Raw genomic sequence first — 15,681 nt, 5'->3', positions numbered from 1 at the left:
GGACCCGGGCCGGGCGGCGGACGTGCTCCGGCGCTGTGGTGCTCAGCCCGCCTGCGGATCTCCCGGCGTGTAGCTCAGCCGCTCCACGGGGCCCTTCTCGCCGATCTTCTTGACTTCCTTGCCATTGACGTACAGCTGTACGGCCGGGGCGTTGCCGAGGACCAGGTCGATCCGCTTCTTGTCGGTGATCGTCTTGGACTCGCCCTCCTTGAGCAGGCTGTCCTCCAGCAGCTTGCCGTTGGCGTCCTTGGCGGAGACCCAGCTCTGGCCGTCGCGGGCAGTGATCTTGATGGTGACCTTGTCCTTGGGCAGCCCGGCCACCGCGCTGTCGGAGGGCTCGGGCTTGAGGGGCGGCTTGATCGTCGAAGGGTGGCGGGTGGGCGCCGGCGCCGGCTTGGCGTTGGCACCGCCGGCCGTGATCGGACCGCTGCCGCTCTTGTCGCCACCGGTGAAGAGGGTGAAGCCGGCGAAGCCGACCACGGCCACGATCGCCGCGACCATGGCGGCCGTCCAGTTGGGGCGGCGCGGCTCGGAGCGGATCCGCTCGGCCTCATAGATCGGGGCGGCGAGCTCGGTCGGTGTGGGCCGTCCGCCGTGCTCGGCATCGAAGTGGTCGATCAGCGGGCGGGGGTCGAGGGAGACCGCGCGGGCGAGCGCTCTGATGTGGCCCCGTGCGTAGACGTCGCCGCCACAGCGCGAGAAGTCGTCCTGCTCGATCGCCTGCACGATGGGGATGCGCACCCGCGTCGTCGTACTGACCTCTTCGACGGTCAGTCCCGCTCCGATACGGGCCTGCTGGAGGGCGCGACCGACGGAAGGCCGGTCTGCTTCGGGGGAGTTGCCGATGGACACGGGGGCGCCTTTCGAGCGTGTAGCCACCTGCTGGAAGTTCAGTCTAGGGGTGGGGCGAAAGGGTCGGGCAAGCGGGAGGGCGGAGTTTGTACGCCATCGGAACGCCCGCGGGGTGCCATGCGTGTCGATGATGAACCATCGTTCCGTCGCCTCCCTCAACTTGACGTATCGGCAGGAGAAACGGTTGCTTCTTCTCACGTACGGGTGACCGCGAAGCCTGTTTCCGCCCACCGGCCTCCCCGAATCCGGCCGAACAGGACGCGCCGGCCACTGCCGAGGTGACCCGGATGTGTGTGCTACTCGGTAGCCTCCCCCCGGATCACCGCCAGCACTCCATCCAGCTCATCAGGCTTCACAAGAACGTCACGAGCCTTGGAGCCCTCGCTCGGCCCGACGATGTTGCGTGACTCCATCAGGTCCATCAGCCGCCCGGCCTTGGCGAACCCCACCCGCAGCTTGCGCTGGAGCATCGACGTCGACCCGAACTGAGTGGAAACCACCAGCTCAGCGGCCTGACACAGCAGATCGAGGTCATCGCCGATGTCCTCGTCGATCTCCTTCTTCTTCGCCGTGCCGACAGTGACGTCGTCGCGGAAGACCGGCGCCATCTGGTCCTTGCAGTGCTGGACGACGGCCGCGACCTCGGCCTCGGTCACAAAGGCACCCTGCATACGGACCGGCTTGTTGGCGCCCATCGGCAGGAACAGCCCGTCACCCTTGCCGATCAGCTTCTCGGCGCCCGGCTGGTCGAGGATGACCCGGCTGTCGGCGAGCGAGGAGGTGGCGAAGGCGAGCCGCGAGGGCACATTGGCCTTGATCAGGCCCGTGACGACATCGACGGACGGCCGCTGGGTGGCGAGCACCAGATGGATACCGGCCGCACGGGCGAGCTGGGTGATGCGGACGATCGAGTCCTCCACATCACGCGGCGCGACCATCATCAGGTCCGCCAGCTCGTCGACGATGACCAGCAGGTACGGGTACGGCGCCAGCTCCCGCTCACTGCCCTCGGGCGAGCTGACCTTGCCGCTGCGCACCGCTTCATTGAAGTCGTCGATGTGCCGGAAGCCGTAGGCCGCGAGGTCGTCGTAGCGCAGGTCCATCTCGCGGACCACCCATTGCAGCGCCTCGGCGGCCCGCTTGGGGTTGGTGATGATCGGCGTGATCAGATGCGGGATGCCCTCGTACGCGGTGAGCTCGACGCGCTTGGGGTCGACCAGCACCATCCGGACGTCCTCCGGCGTGGCCCGCACCATGACCGAGGTGATCAGGCAGTTGATGCAGGAGGACTTGCCGGAGCCGGTGGCACCGGCGACCAGCACATGCGGCATCTTCGTCATGTTGGCCATGACGTAGCCGCCCTCGACGTCCTTGCCGAGCGCCACCAGCATCGGATGCTCGTCACCCGCCGCGTCCGCCAGCCTCAGCACATCGCCGAGGTTGACCATCTCGCGGTCGGTGTTGGGGATCTCGATACCGACCGCGGACTTGCCGGGGATCGGGCTGATGATCCGGACGTCGGGGCTGGCCACCGCGTAGGCGATGTTCTTGGCCAGCGCGGTGATCTTCTCGACCTTGACCGCCGGGCCCAGCTCGACCTCGTAGCGGGTGACCGTCGGGCCGCGGGTGAAGCCGGTGACCGCGGCGTCGACCTTGAACTCCTGGAAGACCGTGGTCAGCGCGGTCACTATGGCGTCGTTCGCGGCGCTGCGGGTCTTGCCGGGGCCGCCCCGCGAGAGCAGGTCCAGCGAGGGCAGTGAGTAGGTGATGTCGCCGGACAGCTGGAGCTGTTCGGCGCGCGCGGGCAGGTCGCCGGACGGCTCGGGCGGGGCCTTGGTGAAGTCCGGTACGGCCGGGGTGTGCTCGGTGGCCGATCGGTCGGGCTGCGCGCCGCGGGCCGGCGGGACCGTGCCGGACTGCGCCCCGCTGTCCTCGACGTCGTGCTCCCGGCGCTCGCCGGAGATGCTGCTGCTGAGGCCCGCGACGAGCGGTGAGGGCTGGACGCCGTGCAGTACCGCGCCGTCCAGCGCCGCGGCGGCCGCGGCGGCGACATCCACCGCGTCCATCGGCCGGTCCGCGGCGGGCTGTGCGGACGCCCGGCGCGGACGGCGCCGCTTGGCCAGCGCCGCCTCCTCTATGGCCTCCGGGTCGGTCGCGGCGGGCGCCGCCGCGGCACTGCGCCGCGCCCTGCGGGCGGGCTGCTCGCGCCACTCCTCGGCGTACTCCTCGACCTCGTCGAAGTCCGCCTCGGGCTCCAGGGGCTGCAGCACGCCCAGCCGGACGCCGAGCGCCCTCAGCCGCTGCGGGATGGCGTTCACCGGCGTCGCGGTGACCACCAGCAGTCCGAAGAGCGTCAGCAGCGCCAGCAGCGCCACGGCCAGGGTCTGGCCGACGGTGAAGATCAGCGGCTTGGAGGAGACCCACCCGAGGTAGCCCCCGGCGTCCTGTATGGCGGCGAGGCCGTCGTTGCGCCCCGGCGATCCGCAGGCCATCGCGACCTGCCCGAGGACTCCGATGACCAGCGCCGAGAGCCCGATGACGATCCGGCCGTTGGCCTCCGGCTTCTCGGGGTGGCGGATGAGGCGTACCGCGATACCGCCCAGCAGTATCGGTACGACCAGGTCGAGCCGGCCGAAGGCGCCGGTCACCAGGAGCTCGACGAGCTCCCCGACCGGGCCGGAGAGGTTGGACCAGGTGCCGGCCGCGATCACCAGCGCCAGACCGAGCAGCCCGAGCGCCAGCCCGTCCTTGCGGTGCGCCGGGTCGAGGTTCTTCGCTCCCTGGCCCATCCCGCGGAACAGCGCCCCGATGGCGTGCGCGAGGCCGAGCCAGCAGGCGCGGGCGAGGCGGTAGACACCGCCGGTCGGTGACGGTGCCGGTTTCGGCGCGGCCTTCTTTGCGGGCGCCTTCTTGGCCGGAGCCTTCTTCGCTGCCGTCTTCTTGGCCGGCGGCTTGGCGGGCGCCTTCTTCGCGGCGGTCTTCTTGGCCGCGCCTCCGGACCGTCCGGCACGCTGCTTCGAGGGGCCCGCCGCGCTCTGGGTTCCCTTGCCGGACGTACGTGAGGCCATGACGACGAGATTACAGGCGAACGCGGGCATGACACGAGCGCACGGCCCTTCACCCATCCGTGTCGCGGGTCCGCCTCATGAAGAGGTGTCAGTCAGGCCCCGGTCACCCCGCGGGGCTGCCTGCTCCCGGCTCCAGGGCGTCCAGGGCCCGGCGCAGCCCGGTCAGTTTGCGCTCCAGATGAGCCGCGGTGGCCACCGCCGCCGCGTCCGCCGTCTCGTCGAGCTGCTTGGAGAGCGCCTCGGCCTGCTCCTCGACCGCGGCCAGCCGCGCGGAGAGTTCGGCGAGCAGCCCCGCGGACTCCTTCGCCTCGTCGGCGCTCGGCCGGCCGCCCTCCAGCTGAAGCCTCAGCAGGGAGGCCTGCTCCCGCAGTTGGCAGTTCTTCATGTACAGCTCGACGAAGACCGAGACCTTCGCGCGCAGCACCCACGGGTCGAACGGCTTGGAGATGTAGTCCACCGCGCCGGCCGCATAGCCGCGGAAGGTGTGATGCGGGCCGTGGTTGATCGCCGTGAGGAAGATGATCGGGATGTCGCGGGTGCGCTCGCGCCGCTTGATGTGCGCGGCGGTCTCGAAACCGTCCATGCCCGGCATCTGCACATCGAGCAGAATCACCGCGAAATCGTCGGTGAGCAGTGCTTTGAGCGCTTCCTCCCCGGACGATGCCCGCACCAGTGTCTGATCGAGCGCAGAGAGGATCGCCTCCAGCGCCAGCAGATTCTCCGGCCGGTCATCGACCAGGAGGATCTTGGCCTTCTGCACCATGGCCCGTCCTCCTCGCCCCGGCATCGAACCGGACGCCGCCCCAGGGGACGACTCCGTCACGCCGCCCGTCCTTGTGCCGGTCATGGTAGCTGCACCCCGCCTGTCGCCACACCCTGTCACCGCGATGTCACTGTGCACGTAGCAGAAACGCAGACAGAGACGAGAAGGTTCCCCGAATCCCGCGCTTCCACACGTCCGCGGCAACACTCAGTCAGCACGCGGTGATCCTCTTTCGGACCCCATACTGTCGTCCCCTCACTCCGCGCGCATCCATTGCTCCATGACCGACAGCAGATGATCGGTATCCACCGGCTTGGTCACGTAGTCGGAGGCCCCGGAGTCGATGCTCTTCTCCCGGTCGCCCTTCATCGCCTTCGCGGTCAGCGCGATGATGGGCAGCCCGGCGAACTGCGGCATCCGACGGATCGCAGCCGTGGTCGCATAGCCGTCCATCTCCGGCATCATGATGTCCATCAGCACCAGCACGATGTCGTCGTGCTGTTCGAGCACCTCGATGCCCTCCCGGCCGTTCTCGGCGTACAGCACCGACAGACCGTGCTGTTCCAGGACGCTGGTGAGCGCGAAGACATTGCGGATGTCGTCGTCGACGATCAGCACCTTCTCACCGTGGAAGCCGCCCTCGAAACCGGGGTCCACCAGATCCTGGCCGTTGCCCAGCCAGGGCTCCTCGGCGGGCTGCTGCGGCTGCGGAGCCGGCTGCGCCGGCGGCTGCGGGGCGGGCTGCGGCGGCGCGGACGGCTGCTGGCCCGGCAGCGCGAAGCGGCGCTGGGAGCCCGAAATCGCCCGGCGGCGCCGCCTGCTGAGGCTGCCGCCGCCCGTCTCGCGGCCCTGCTGCTCCTCGCTCTCCTGCCGCCCGACCTCCGTCTCGCGCGCCTCCGCATCCATCGCCAGCCCGCCGGCCACCAACTGCGGGTAGCCCTGCGGCGGCAGCCCGCCCGGGTTGTGCGGCAGGTAGAGGGTGAACGTGGAGCCGCGGTTGGGCTCGCTCTGGGCGTGGATCTCGCCGCCGAGCAGCCGGGCGATCTCCCGGCTGATGGACAGGCCCAGGCCGGTACCGCCGTACTTGCGGCTGGTTGTGCCGTCGGCCTGCTTGAACGCCTCGAAGATGACCCGCATCTTGCTGGACGCGATACCGATACCGGTGTCGGTCACCGAGAAGGCGATCATCTCGGCGTCCGGGTCGCGCAGCGAACCGTGTTCCAGCAGCTGCTCGCGGATGGCCACCGGGACATCCGCACCGGCCGGCCGGATGACCAGCTCGACGGCGCCGGTGTCGGTGAACTTCACCGCGTTGGAGAGCAGATTGCGCAGCACCTGGAGCAGCCGCTGCTCGTCGGTGTGCAGCGTGGCGGGCAGCTCCGGGGAGACCCGTACGGAGAAGTCGAGGCCCTTCTCCGCGGTCAGCGGACGGAACGTGGCCTCCACGTAGTCGACGAGCTGTACCAGCGCGATCCGCGTCGGGCTGACGTCCATCTTGCCGGCCTCGACCTTCGACAGGTCGAGGATGTCGTTGATCAGCTGGAGCAGATCGCTGCCCGCGCCGTGGATCGTCTCGGCGAACTCGACCTGCTTCGGGGAGAGGTTCCCCTCGGCATTATCGGCCAGCAACTTGGCCAGAATCAGCAGGGAGTTCAGCGGCGTACGCAGCTCGTGCGACATGTTCGCCAGGAACTCCGACTTGTAGCGCATCGAGACCGCAAGCTGCTCGGCGCGCTCCTCCAGGACCTGCCGCGCCTCCTCGATCTCGGTGTTCTTCACCTCGATGTCGCGGTTCTGCGCCCGCAGCTGCTCGGCCTTCTCCTCCAGCTCCGTGTTGGACAGCTCCAGGGCCCGCTGCCGGCTCTCCAACTCCGCGGAACGCTCGCGCAGTTGCTCGGTCAGCTCCTGCGACTGCTTGAGCAGCACCTCGGTCTTGGTGTTGACCGAGATGGTGTTGACGCTGGTCGCGATCATCTCGGCGATCTGGCTGAGGAAGTCCTTCTGGATCTGGGTGAACGGCTGGAAGGACGCCAGCTCGATCACACCGAGCACCTTGTCCTCGAAGAGCACCGGCAGCACGATGATGTTCGCCGGGGGCGCCTCCCCCAGCCCGGAGGCGATCTTGAGATAGCCGGAGGGCACGTTCTCCACGAGGATCGTGCGGCCCTCCTCCGCGGCCGTGCCGATCAGCGACTCGCCCGGCTTGAAGGTCGTCGGCATCTCGCCCATCGAGTAGCCGTACGCGCCCATCAGCCGCAGCTCGTACGCACCGGACTCGCCGCCGTCCGCGCCGATCTCCTGGCTGTCGGGCTGCGCGGCGAGGAAGAACGCGCCGTGCTGTGCGGAGACCGCGGGCGACAGCTCGCTCATGATGAGCGTGGCGACGTCCTTGAGGTCGCGCCGGCCCTGCATCAGACCGGAGATCCGGGCCAAGTTGCCCTTGAGCCAGTCCTGTTCCTCGTTGGCGAGGGTGGTCTCGCGGAGCGTGGAGATCATGGTGTTGACGTTGTCCTGGAGCTCCAGGATCTCGCCGGCCGCGTCCACGTCGATCCGGACGTTGTGGTCGCCGAGGGTGACCGCCGCGGCGACCGCAGCGATGGCGCGCACCTGACGGGTCAGGTTGCCGGCCATCTCGTTCACCGACTCGGTCAGGTCCCGCCAGGTTCCGGCCACGCCCCGCACCTGCGCCTGACCGCCCAGCTGGCCCTCCGTACCCACCTCACGGGCCACCCTGGTGACCTGCTCGGCGAAGGACGACAGCTGGTCGACCATGGTGTTGATGGTGGTCTTCAGCGCCAGGATCTCCCCGCGCGCATCGATGTCGATCTTCTTGGTCAGATCGCCCTTGGCGATGGCGGTGGTGACCATGGCGATATTGCGGACCTGGCCGGTGAGGTTGTTGGCCATGGAGTTCACCGACTCCGTGAGGTCCTTCCAGGTACCGGCGACGCCGGGGACCCGGGCCTGGCCGCCCAGGATGCCGTCGGTGCCCACCTCGCGGGCCACTCGCGTGACCTCGTCGGCGAACGACGACAGCGTGGTGACCATCGTGTTGACCGTGTCGGCCAGCTGCGCGACCTCGCCCCGCGCCTCGACCGTGACCTTCTTGGTCAGGTCGCCGTTGGCGACCGCCGCCGAGACCTGGGAGATGTTGCGCACCTGGATGGTCAGGTTGTTGGCCATCAGGTTCACGTTGTCGCTGAGGTCCAGCCAGATGCCGGTCGCGCCCGGCACCCGCGCCTGACCGCCCAACTGGCCCTCGGTGCCCACCTCACGGGCCACCCGGGTCACCTGCTCGGCGAACGACGACAGCTGGTCGACCATCGTGTTGACGGTCGTGACCAGTTCGAGGATCTCGCCCTTGGCATCAACGGTGATCTTCTTCGACAGATCGCCGCGGGCCACCGCCGTCGTCACCTCGGCGATATTGCGCACCTGCGAAGTCAGGTTGTTCGCCATGAAGTTGACGGACTGGGTGAGGTCCTTCCACGTACCGCTGACGCCCTGCACCTCGGCCTGGCCGCCCAGGATGCCCTCGGTACCCACCTCGCGGGCGACGCGGGTGACCTGCTCCGCGAACGAGGAGAGCTGGTCGACCATGGTGTTGAGGGTGTTCTTCAGCTCCAGGATCTCGCCCCGGGCGTCCACGTCGATCTTCTGCGACAGGTCACCGCGCGCCACGGCCGTGGCGACCTGCGCGATGTTGCGGACCTGAGCCGTCAGGTTGCCGGCCATACCGTTCACCGAGTCGGTCAGATCGCGCCAGACGCCCGCCACACCGGGCACCTGTGCCTGGCCGCCCAGCCGCCCGTCCGTACCGACCTCCCGGGCGACCCGGGTCACCTGCTCGGCGAATGCGGAGAGCTGGTCGACCATCGTGTTGATGGTGTTCTTCAGCTCCAGGATCTCGCCGCGCGCATCCACGTCGATCTTCTGCGACAGGTCACCGCGCGCGACCGCCGTCGTCACCTGCGCGATCTGCCGCACCTGCGAAGTGAGGTTCCCCGCCATGAAGTTGACGGAGTCGGTCAGTTCCTTCCAGGTGCCGCTGACGCCGTCCACCCGGGCCTGACCGCCCAGCCGGCCCTCCGTGCCCACGTCCCTGGCCATCCGTGTGACCTGGTCGGCGAACGAGGACAGCTGGTCCACCATGGTGTTCACGGTGTTCTTCAGCTGGAGCATCTCGCCGGAGACGTCGACGGTGACCTTCTGCGAGAGGTCGCCGTTGGCGACCGCGGTGGTCACCTGCGCGATGTTGCGCACCTGCCCGGTGAGGTTGCGGAACGCGGTGTTGACGGAGTCCGTGAGGTCCTTCCACGTCCCCGCGGCCCCGGGCACCGCCGCCTGGCCGCCCAGCTCACCCTCGACGCCGATCTCCCGTGCCACACGGGTGACTTCGGCACCGAACGACGAGAGCTGGTCCACCATCGTGTTGACGGTGTTCTTCAACTCCAGCATTTCACCGGCCACATCGACGGTGACCTTCTGCGACAGGTCACCGTTGGCGACCGCCGTCGTCACCTGCGCGATGTCCCGGACCTGTGCGGTGAGGTTGCGGAACGCGGTGTTGACCGAGTCGGTGAGGTCCTTCCAGGTACCCGCCGCGCCCGGCACCTGCGCCTGCCCGCCGAGCTGCCCCTCGGCACCGACCTCGTTCGCCACCCGCGTCACTTCGTCCGCGAAGGTCCGCAGCGTCTCAGTCATGGTGTTGATCGTGTCGGCGAGCTGCGCGACCTCACCGCGTGCGCTGACCGTGACCTTCTGCGACAGATCGCCGTTCGCGACGGCCGTGGTGACCTGGGCGATCCCGCGCACCTGCGCGGTGAGGTTGCCGGCCATGAGGTTGACCGAATCCGTCAGGTCCTTCCACACGCCGGCGACGCCGGGGACCTGCGCCTGGCCGCCGAGCTCACCCTCCGTACCGACCTCACGGGCGACCCGGGTCACCTCGGAGGCGAAGGAGGAGAGCTGGTCGACCATCGTGTTGACGGTGTTCTTCAGCTCCAGCATCTCGCCGGCGACATGCACCGTCACCTTGCGCGACAGATCACCCTTGGCGACCGCGGTGGTGACCAGAGCGATGTCACGCACCTGGGCGGTGAGCCGGGACGCCATGGTGTTGACGGATTCCGTGAGGTCCTTCCACGAACCCGACATTCCGCGCACCCGGGCCTGGCCGCCGAGCTTGCCTTCCGTACCGACCTCACTGGCCACCCGTGTGACCTCGTCGGTGAACGCGGAGAGCTGATCGACCAGCCCGTTGACCGTACGGCCGACCTTCAGGAACTCACCGCGCAGCGGATGCTCCGAGGAACTGTCGGAGCTGCGCGACCGCAGGTCCATCCGCTGTTCCAGATCACCCTCGGACACCGCCGAGAGCACCCGCCCCACCTCGGACACCGGCCGCACGAGGTCGTCGACCAGGGCGTTCGACGCCTCGATGGCCGCGGCCCAGGAGCCTTCGGCGGCGCCGGCCTCCAGCCGTTCCGTGAGCTTTCCCTCACGTCCGACGACCCGGCGCACCCGCGCCAGCTCGCCGGTCAGATGCAGATTGCGGTCCGCGACCTCGTTGAAGACCGCCGCGATCTCCGACATGACGCCGTCGCCGGAAACCGTGAGCCGCTTGCGGAAGTTCCCGTCCCGCATGGCGACCAGAGCGACCAACAGCCGATTCAGCGCAGCCGTATCCACCTCGGTCGTCCCGTTGCTCCGGGAACGTCCGCCTTTCGCGCGTGTGCTTCCGCCCCGCGCCGCTGCGCCAGACTCCACCGTGTCCCTCCCGCAGGGTCGACCGTTCTACCCGGGCTTTCTCTTGATACGTGCCCAGTGTTTCACCATGGCCCAACCAGGCCATAACAGTTCGGCAGCATCGCACACCGTCCCGGGCACGATTGGGGCGGAAACACACGTGACCGGCATCCTCGGGCGCGGCGAAGGTAAGTAACCTGGCATACGGCTGTTCCACCCGCCCGGACACGACCACGGGCAGCGGTGGTACGAGCACAACAGGTATTCGGAGGGGCGCCGCGACCATGGGGGAGCAGATCACCGACACACGTATGAGGAGAACAGTGATCACCGCGCGGGCCGCCGCAACATTCGAGCCGGTGGGGCGCTCCGTCGCCACCGCCCGTGCGTTCGTACGTGACACCCTCCAAGGCTGGGGCTGTGCCGACATCGTTGACGACGCGGTCGTACTGACCAGCGAGCTGGTCACCAACGCCGTGGTCCACGCCGGCACCGCCGCGGACGTACTGTGTCTGCGCAACGACGTAGGGGTACGGGTCTCCGTCGCCGACCGCTACCCCGAACGTGAGATCCCGCTCCAGAACGCCGGCCAGGTCATGGTCCACCCGGACCGCGAGGGCGGCCGAGGACTGCTGCTGTGCGGCGCGCTCGCCACCCGCTGGGGCGTCGAGTACACCGCCGCCCAGAAACACGTCTGGTTCCAGCTCGACCTCCCCGAGCGCCCCGCCGGCACCCGCTCCGCCGGCCCCGCCCTCCCCGTCGACGCCCTCCCGGTCACCGACACCCGGGTACGCGTCGCGGTGATCCAGATCGACCGCGGCGGCTGCATCAGCTTCTGGAACGAGGACGCCCAGGACCTCTTCGCCTACGACCCCGAGCAGGTCATCGGCAAACCGCTCACCGACCTCGCCGCCTGGCCGCACACCCCCGGCACCGGCACCGGCATCGCCGAAGCACTCCAGCTCTCCCGCTGGGAGGGCTCCTACGGCATAAGGGGCGCCGACGGCCGGGTCGTCCCCGTCTACGCCTCCCACCTGCGCGTCCGCGACGCCGACGGCGAGGCCTCCACGGTCTGCCTCCTGGTGCGCGACCACGAACGCGCCATCCTCCAGAGCCCCCAGCGCACCCCCGCCCCGGACGCGGCCACACAGGCCGCCCAGGCCGCCCAGGCCGCCCAGTCAACGGGGCACCCCTCGGACCCGTTCGAGGTCTTCATCGGCTCCCCGGCCCCCGACGACCTCGACGGCCTGCTCCAGCGCACCGTCGAGCGCGCCCGCGACATGCTCGACGGCGACGCCGCCTACCTCCTGCTGGCCACCGACGACGAGACCGAGCTGGAGGTCCGTGCCTCCACGGGCCTGCCCTCCGCCCGCCAGCGCTTCGCCCGGGTCCCGGTGGAGGCCGGCTCAGGACGCTACGGCTCCGCCCGGATGCCCGCCGTCCACGAAGACCTCACCGCCGTCCCCGGCGCCGTCCCGCTGCTCAGCGGCACCGGCATGCGCTCGGTCGTCACCGTCCCGCTGAAGGTCGAGGGACGGCTGACCGGCTCCCTCGGCGTCGCCGCGGAGGGCCCGGGCCGCTACACCAACGAAGAGGCGCTGCGCCTCCAGTTCGCCGCCGACCGGATCGCCCTGGCCGTCGAGCGGGCCCGGCTGACCGAGCTGGAGAAGCTGCGCCGCGGCTCCCTCTCCTTCCTCGTCGAGGCCTCCGACCTGCTGGCCGGCACTCTCGACCGCGACCAGACGCTGGCCCTGATGGCCCAGATGACCGTCCCCACGCTCGCGACGTGGTGCGCCGTCTACACCGTCGCCGACCAGGCCTCCGAGCCCGAGCTGTCGTACGTCCTGCACGAGGACGAGGACCGCATCGACGGCCTCAAGACCCTCCTGATGAAGGTCGACCCGCCCGAGCCGGTCCCGACCCCCGGCGCCCGTATCTGGACCGCGCCCGGCGACGCGGCGCACGACGCCGCACTGCGCACCTCCATGCGCAGCCTCGGCCTGGGCAACGCCGCCCGCCCCTCGACGGGCCCCGGCACCACCCTCGCCACCGCCTCCGCCGTCGGCGGCGAGACCGTCGTCCTCCCGCTCGTCGCCCGCAACCGCGTCATCGGCATGCTCACCCTCGGCAAGCCCACCGAGGAACACTTCCGCCAGGAGATCCTCGAACTCGCCGAGGACCTCTCCCGACGGGCCGCCCTCGCCCTGGACAACGCCCGCCTCTACTCCGAGCGCACGGCCATCAGCCAGTCCCTCCAGCGCAGCCTGCTCCCCCCGGAGTTGCCCGACATCTCCGGTGTCGAGGTCGAGGTCATCTACCGCGCGGCCGGCGAGGGCAACGAGGTCGGCGGCGACTTCTACGACCTCTTCCCGATCCGCGACGGCGCCTACGGCTTCGCCATCGGCGACGTCTGCGGTACGGGCCCCGAGGCGGCCGCCGTCACGGGACTGGCCCGGCACGCCCTCCGCCTCCTCGCCCGCGAGGGCTTCGGCGGCCCCGCCGTCCTGGAACGACTCAACGCCGCCATCCTCGACGAGGGCGCCCGCAGCCGCTTCCTGACGCTCCTCTACGGCGAGTTGTGGCCCCAGGACGACGGCAGCGCCCTGCTCAAGGTCGTCTGCGCCGGCCACCCCCTCCCGCTCCGCCTGCGCCAGGACGGCACCGTCGAACCGGCCGCCGAACCCCAGCCCCTCCTCGGCGTCATGGACGACCTCGAACTCTACGAACAGACCGTCACCCTCGACCCCGGCGACGTCCTGCTGTGCGTCACCGACGGCGTCACCGAACGCCGCGAGGGCTCCCGCATGCTCGGCGACGACGGCCTCATCGACGTCCTGACGACGTGTACGGGCCTGACGGCCGGCGCCGTGGCCGCCCGCGTCCTGCGCGCCGTGGAGCGCTTCGCCGCCGAACCGGCCTCCGACGACATGGCCATCCTCGCCCTGCGCGTCCCCGAACCCCACGCCGGCTGACCGCCGCGGAGCAGCGGCGGCCCAAGGCCGGTGTGGGCCGCCTCACAGCCCGGCCGCCGCTCCCCCGGCACCACCAGCACCCTTGCGTACGACGCAAGGCACCCCTGCCTACTCTGCACTGGAGTCATCCCCAACGGCCGCCCACGATACGGAACATGACTCCCAACACCGCGGGCTCGCCCGGCGATCTGCTCGCCGTCGTCAGCCAGACCGGCCCCACCGTCACCTTCTTCGACGCCGCCACCCACGAACGTCTCGACGTCCTCCGGCTCCCCCCGCAGCCACACGAACTCTGCTTCGACCCGGACCACCGGCTGCTGTACTGCGCCAGCACCTACCGCTCCGGCTTCTACCACGTCAACGAAGGCCGCTCGCACGAGATCACGGTCATCGACGTCGACACCCGCACCATCGTCGCCACCCTCGACACCAGCCCCGACCACGGCCCGCACGGCCTGGCCCTGGACCGCGAGCGGGCCCGGCTGTACGTGAGCGTCGAGGCCACCGAGACCGAGCCCGGCGGCGTCGTGATCATCGACACCCGCACCCACGCCCGCCTCGGCCGCATCGCCACCATGGCCCCCGGCCCGCACTGGTTCGTCATCTCCTCCGACGGACGACGCGGCTACGCCAGCAACAAGGAAGCCCCGTTCGTCTCCGTCGTCGACCTCGACCGCGGCGTCCTGACCGACCGCATCCCGGTCCCCGGCAGCGAAGGCCTCTCCCTCGCCCCCGATGACCGCCACCTCTACGTCGCCGCCCCCAAAGCCGACTTCAACACCCCGCCGGCCACACCCCCCGGCATCCACGTCATCGACACCACCACCCACGAGACCGTACGCGTCCTTGCCACCAAGGGCCTGGTCATGCCCGTACACGCCACCGCCGACGGCACCCTGCTCGCCGGCGAACTGCGCCCCGACACCACACCCGGCGGCCCCCTGGGCGCCCAGCTCCCGGGCGCGCTGACCGTCTTCGCCCCCGACACCCTCACCCCCGTCGGCGAGGTGGAGGTCGGCCGCTTCCCGCTGACCATCACCTCCTCCCCCGACGCCCGCCTCGCCTATGTCTCCGGCAACATCTCCAGCACCGTGACGGTCGTCGACCTCGCCACCCTCCGGCCCGTCACCACCCTGGAGGTCGACCGCACCGACATCTCCGGCGCCCACGGCCTGGCCTATATCCCCGCCCCGCACAACTGACCCACGGCACATCACCACACCCCGAATACGACAAAGACCCCCGCCGAAATGGCGGGGGCCTTTTGTCTTCTGGAGCCCCAATACGGAATCGAACCGTAGACCTTCTCCTTACCATGGAGACGCTCTGCCGACTGAGCTATTGGGGCGCGGCAACGGAAAGAATATTACCCCAACTCCGCAGCAACTTCGAACCGGGTACCGCCCTTCGGCTAAAAGGCCGGCTGAAGCAATCCCCCCAGCGCATTGCACGCGCTCACCATCTTCTGCAACTCCCGCCGGGACATCCCGGCAGGCACCGGCAGCGCCAGCGTCTCGTCCACCGCCCGCTCGGTCTCCGGCAGGAAGACATCCCGCCGCAGCCCCGGCATCCGGTACGCCGGCGCCAGTACGGGCACCCGGCACGCAACTCCCTTGGCCCGCAGGGTCAACGCAAACGCGTCCCGGTCCGGCCGCCCGTTCCCTGGCACCCGCACCACATACTGCTCATAGGTGTGCCCGCCGGCGGGCTGCGGCGTCCGGACGCCGCTGAGCCTGCTGTCCAGATACGCGGCATGCGCCCGCCGCTGCTCCCACCCCGCCGGATCCGCCCCGGCCTCGTCCTGCGTCAGCAGCAACAGCCCATGCCGCTGGCCCACTTCACGGAGCCGTCCGACGTCCGCCGGCCGTCCGAACCGGTGGATCGCCACCACCGCAACCGTCCGGCTGGTGACCACGTCCGAGACCGCGGCCGGGTCCAGGCAGTAGCTGTCGGCATCGATATCGGCGAACACCGGCACCGCACCCAACTCCACCACGGCCCGGGCCACTTCGGCGTTGCCGTACGCCGGCACCACGACCTCGTCACCGACACGGACACCGGCCGACTTGAGCGTTCCCACAGTCCCCATGAGGCGGATCCTGGTCAGATGAGGTGAACGTCGCGTTACACCCACCACCCGAAAATCAGAACAAAAAAGCTCCGGTCCCTGAACCACAAGGGGCTCAAAGACCGGAGCTGAAGAATTGTTCGGCGGCGTCCTACTCTCCCACAGGGTCCCCCCTGCAGTACCATCGGCGCTGAAAGGCTTAGCTTCCGG

The 15,681-nt window shown here is 69.7% G+C and carries 7 protein-coding genes, 1 tRNA gene and 1 rRNA gene; 2 read left to right on the top strand and 7 right to left on the bottom strand.

Annotation, left to right across the window (positions count from 1 at the left end; translation table 11 throughout):
- Window positions 1-42: 42 nt before the first annotated feature.
- From ACZ55A_RS31670 to ACZ55A_RS31655, 4 genes are all read right to left on the bottom strand, one after another.
- Complete coding sequence (locus tag ACZ55A_RS31670) at window positions 43-852, bottom strand: helix-turn-helix domain-containing protein (protein WP_468847360.1); 810 nt, start codon at window positions 850-852, stop codon at window positions 43-45.
- A 296-nt stretch (window positions 853-1,148) separates the two neighbouring features.
- Window positions 1,149-3,920: a DNA translocase FtsK gene (locus ACZ55A_RS31665; protein ID WP_468847357.1), complete on the bottom strand. Its 2,772-nt coding sequence runs from the start codon at window positions 3,918-3,920 to the stop codon at window positions 1,149-1,151.
- Between the two features lie 103 nt (window positions 3,921-4,023).
- Window positions 4,024-4,683 (bottom strand): response regulator, encoded by a 660-nt coding sequence (locus ACZ55A_RS31660; RefSeq protein ID WP_468847354.1) that lies wholly within the window; start codon window positions 4,681-4,683, stop codon window positions 4,024-4,026.
- 255 nt (window positions 4,684-4,938) lie between these two features.
- Window positions 4,939-10,452 (bottom strand): HAMP domain-containing protein, encoded by a 5,514-nt coding sequence (locus ACZ55A_RS31655; protein ID WP_468847351.1) that lies wholly within the window; start codon window positions 10,450-10,452, stop codon window positions 4,939-4,941.
- A 263-nt stretch (window positions 10,453-10,715) separates the two neighbouring features.
- Here ACZ55A_RS31655 and ACZ55A_RS31650 point away from each other — a divergent pair, with 263 nt between their 5' ends.
- Window positions 10,716-13,403: a SpoIIE family protein phosphatase gene (locus ACZ55A_RS31650; RefSeq protein ID WP_468847347.1), complete on the top strand. Its 2,688-nt coding sequence runs from the start codon at window positions 10,716-10,718 to the stop codon at window positions 13,401-13,403.
- Between the two features lie 155 nt (window positions 13,404-13,558).
- Window positions 13,559-14,605 (top strand): YncE family protein, encoded by a 1,047-nt coding sequence (locus ACZ55A_RS31645; protein ID WP_468847344.1) that lies wholly within the window; start codon window positions 13,559-13,561, stop codon window positions 14,603-14,605.
- A 70-nt stretch (window positions 14,606-14,675) separates the two neighbouring features.
- Here ACZ55A_RS31645 and ACZ55A_RS31640 read toward each other — a convergent pair.
- The 3 genes from ACZ55A_RS31640 to rrf form a co-directional block, all read right to left on the bottom strand.
- Window positions 14,676-14,751: transfer RNA gene (locus ACZ55A_RS31640), tRNA-Thr, on the bottom strand.
- A 63-nt stretch (window positions 14,752-14,814) separates the two neighbouring features.
- On the bottom strand, window positions 14,815-15,492 hold the full coding sequence (locus ACZ55A_RS31635; RefSeq protein ID WP_468847342.1) for a DegT/DnrJ/EryC1/StrS family aminotransferase: 678 nt from the start codon (window positions 15,490-15,492) through the stop codon (window positions 14,815-14,817).
- A gap of 117 nt (window positions 15,493-15,609) precedes the next feature.
- Window positions 15,610-15,681: ribosomal RNA gene (gene rrf / locus ACZ55A_RS31630) — 5S ribosomal RNA — on the bottom strand; the annotation flags it as partial.

The sequence above is a fragment of the Streptomyces sp. NPDC034111 genome, from assembly GCF_055575375.1.
Note: the sequence above shows the minus strand (reverse complement) of the source record. Positions and strands in the feature narration are given on the sequence as shown.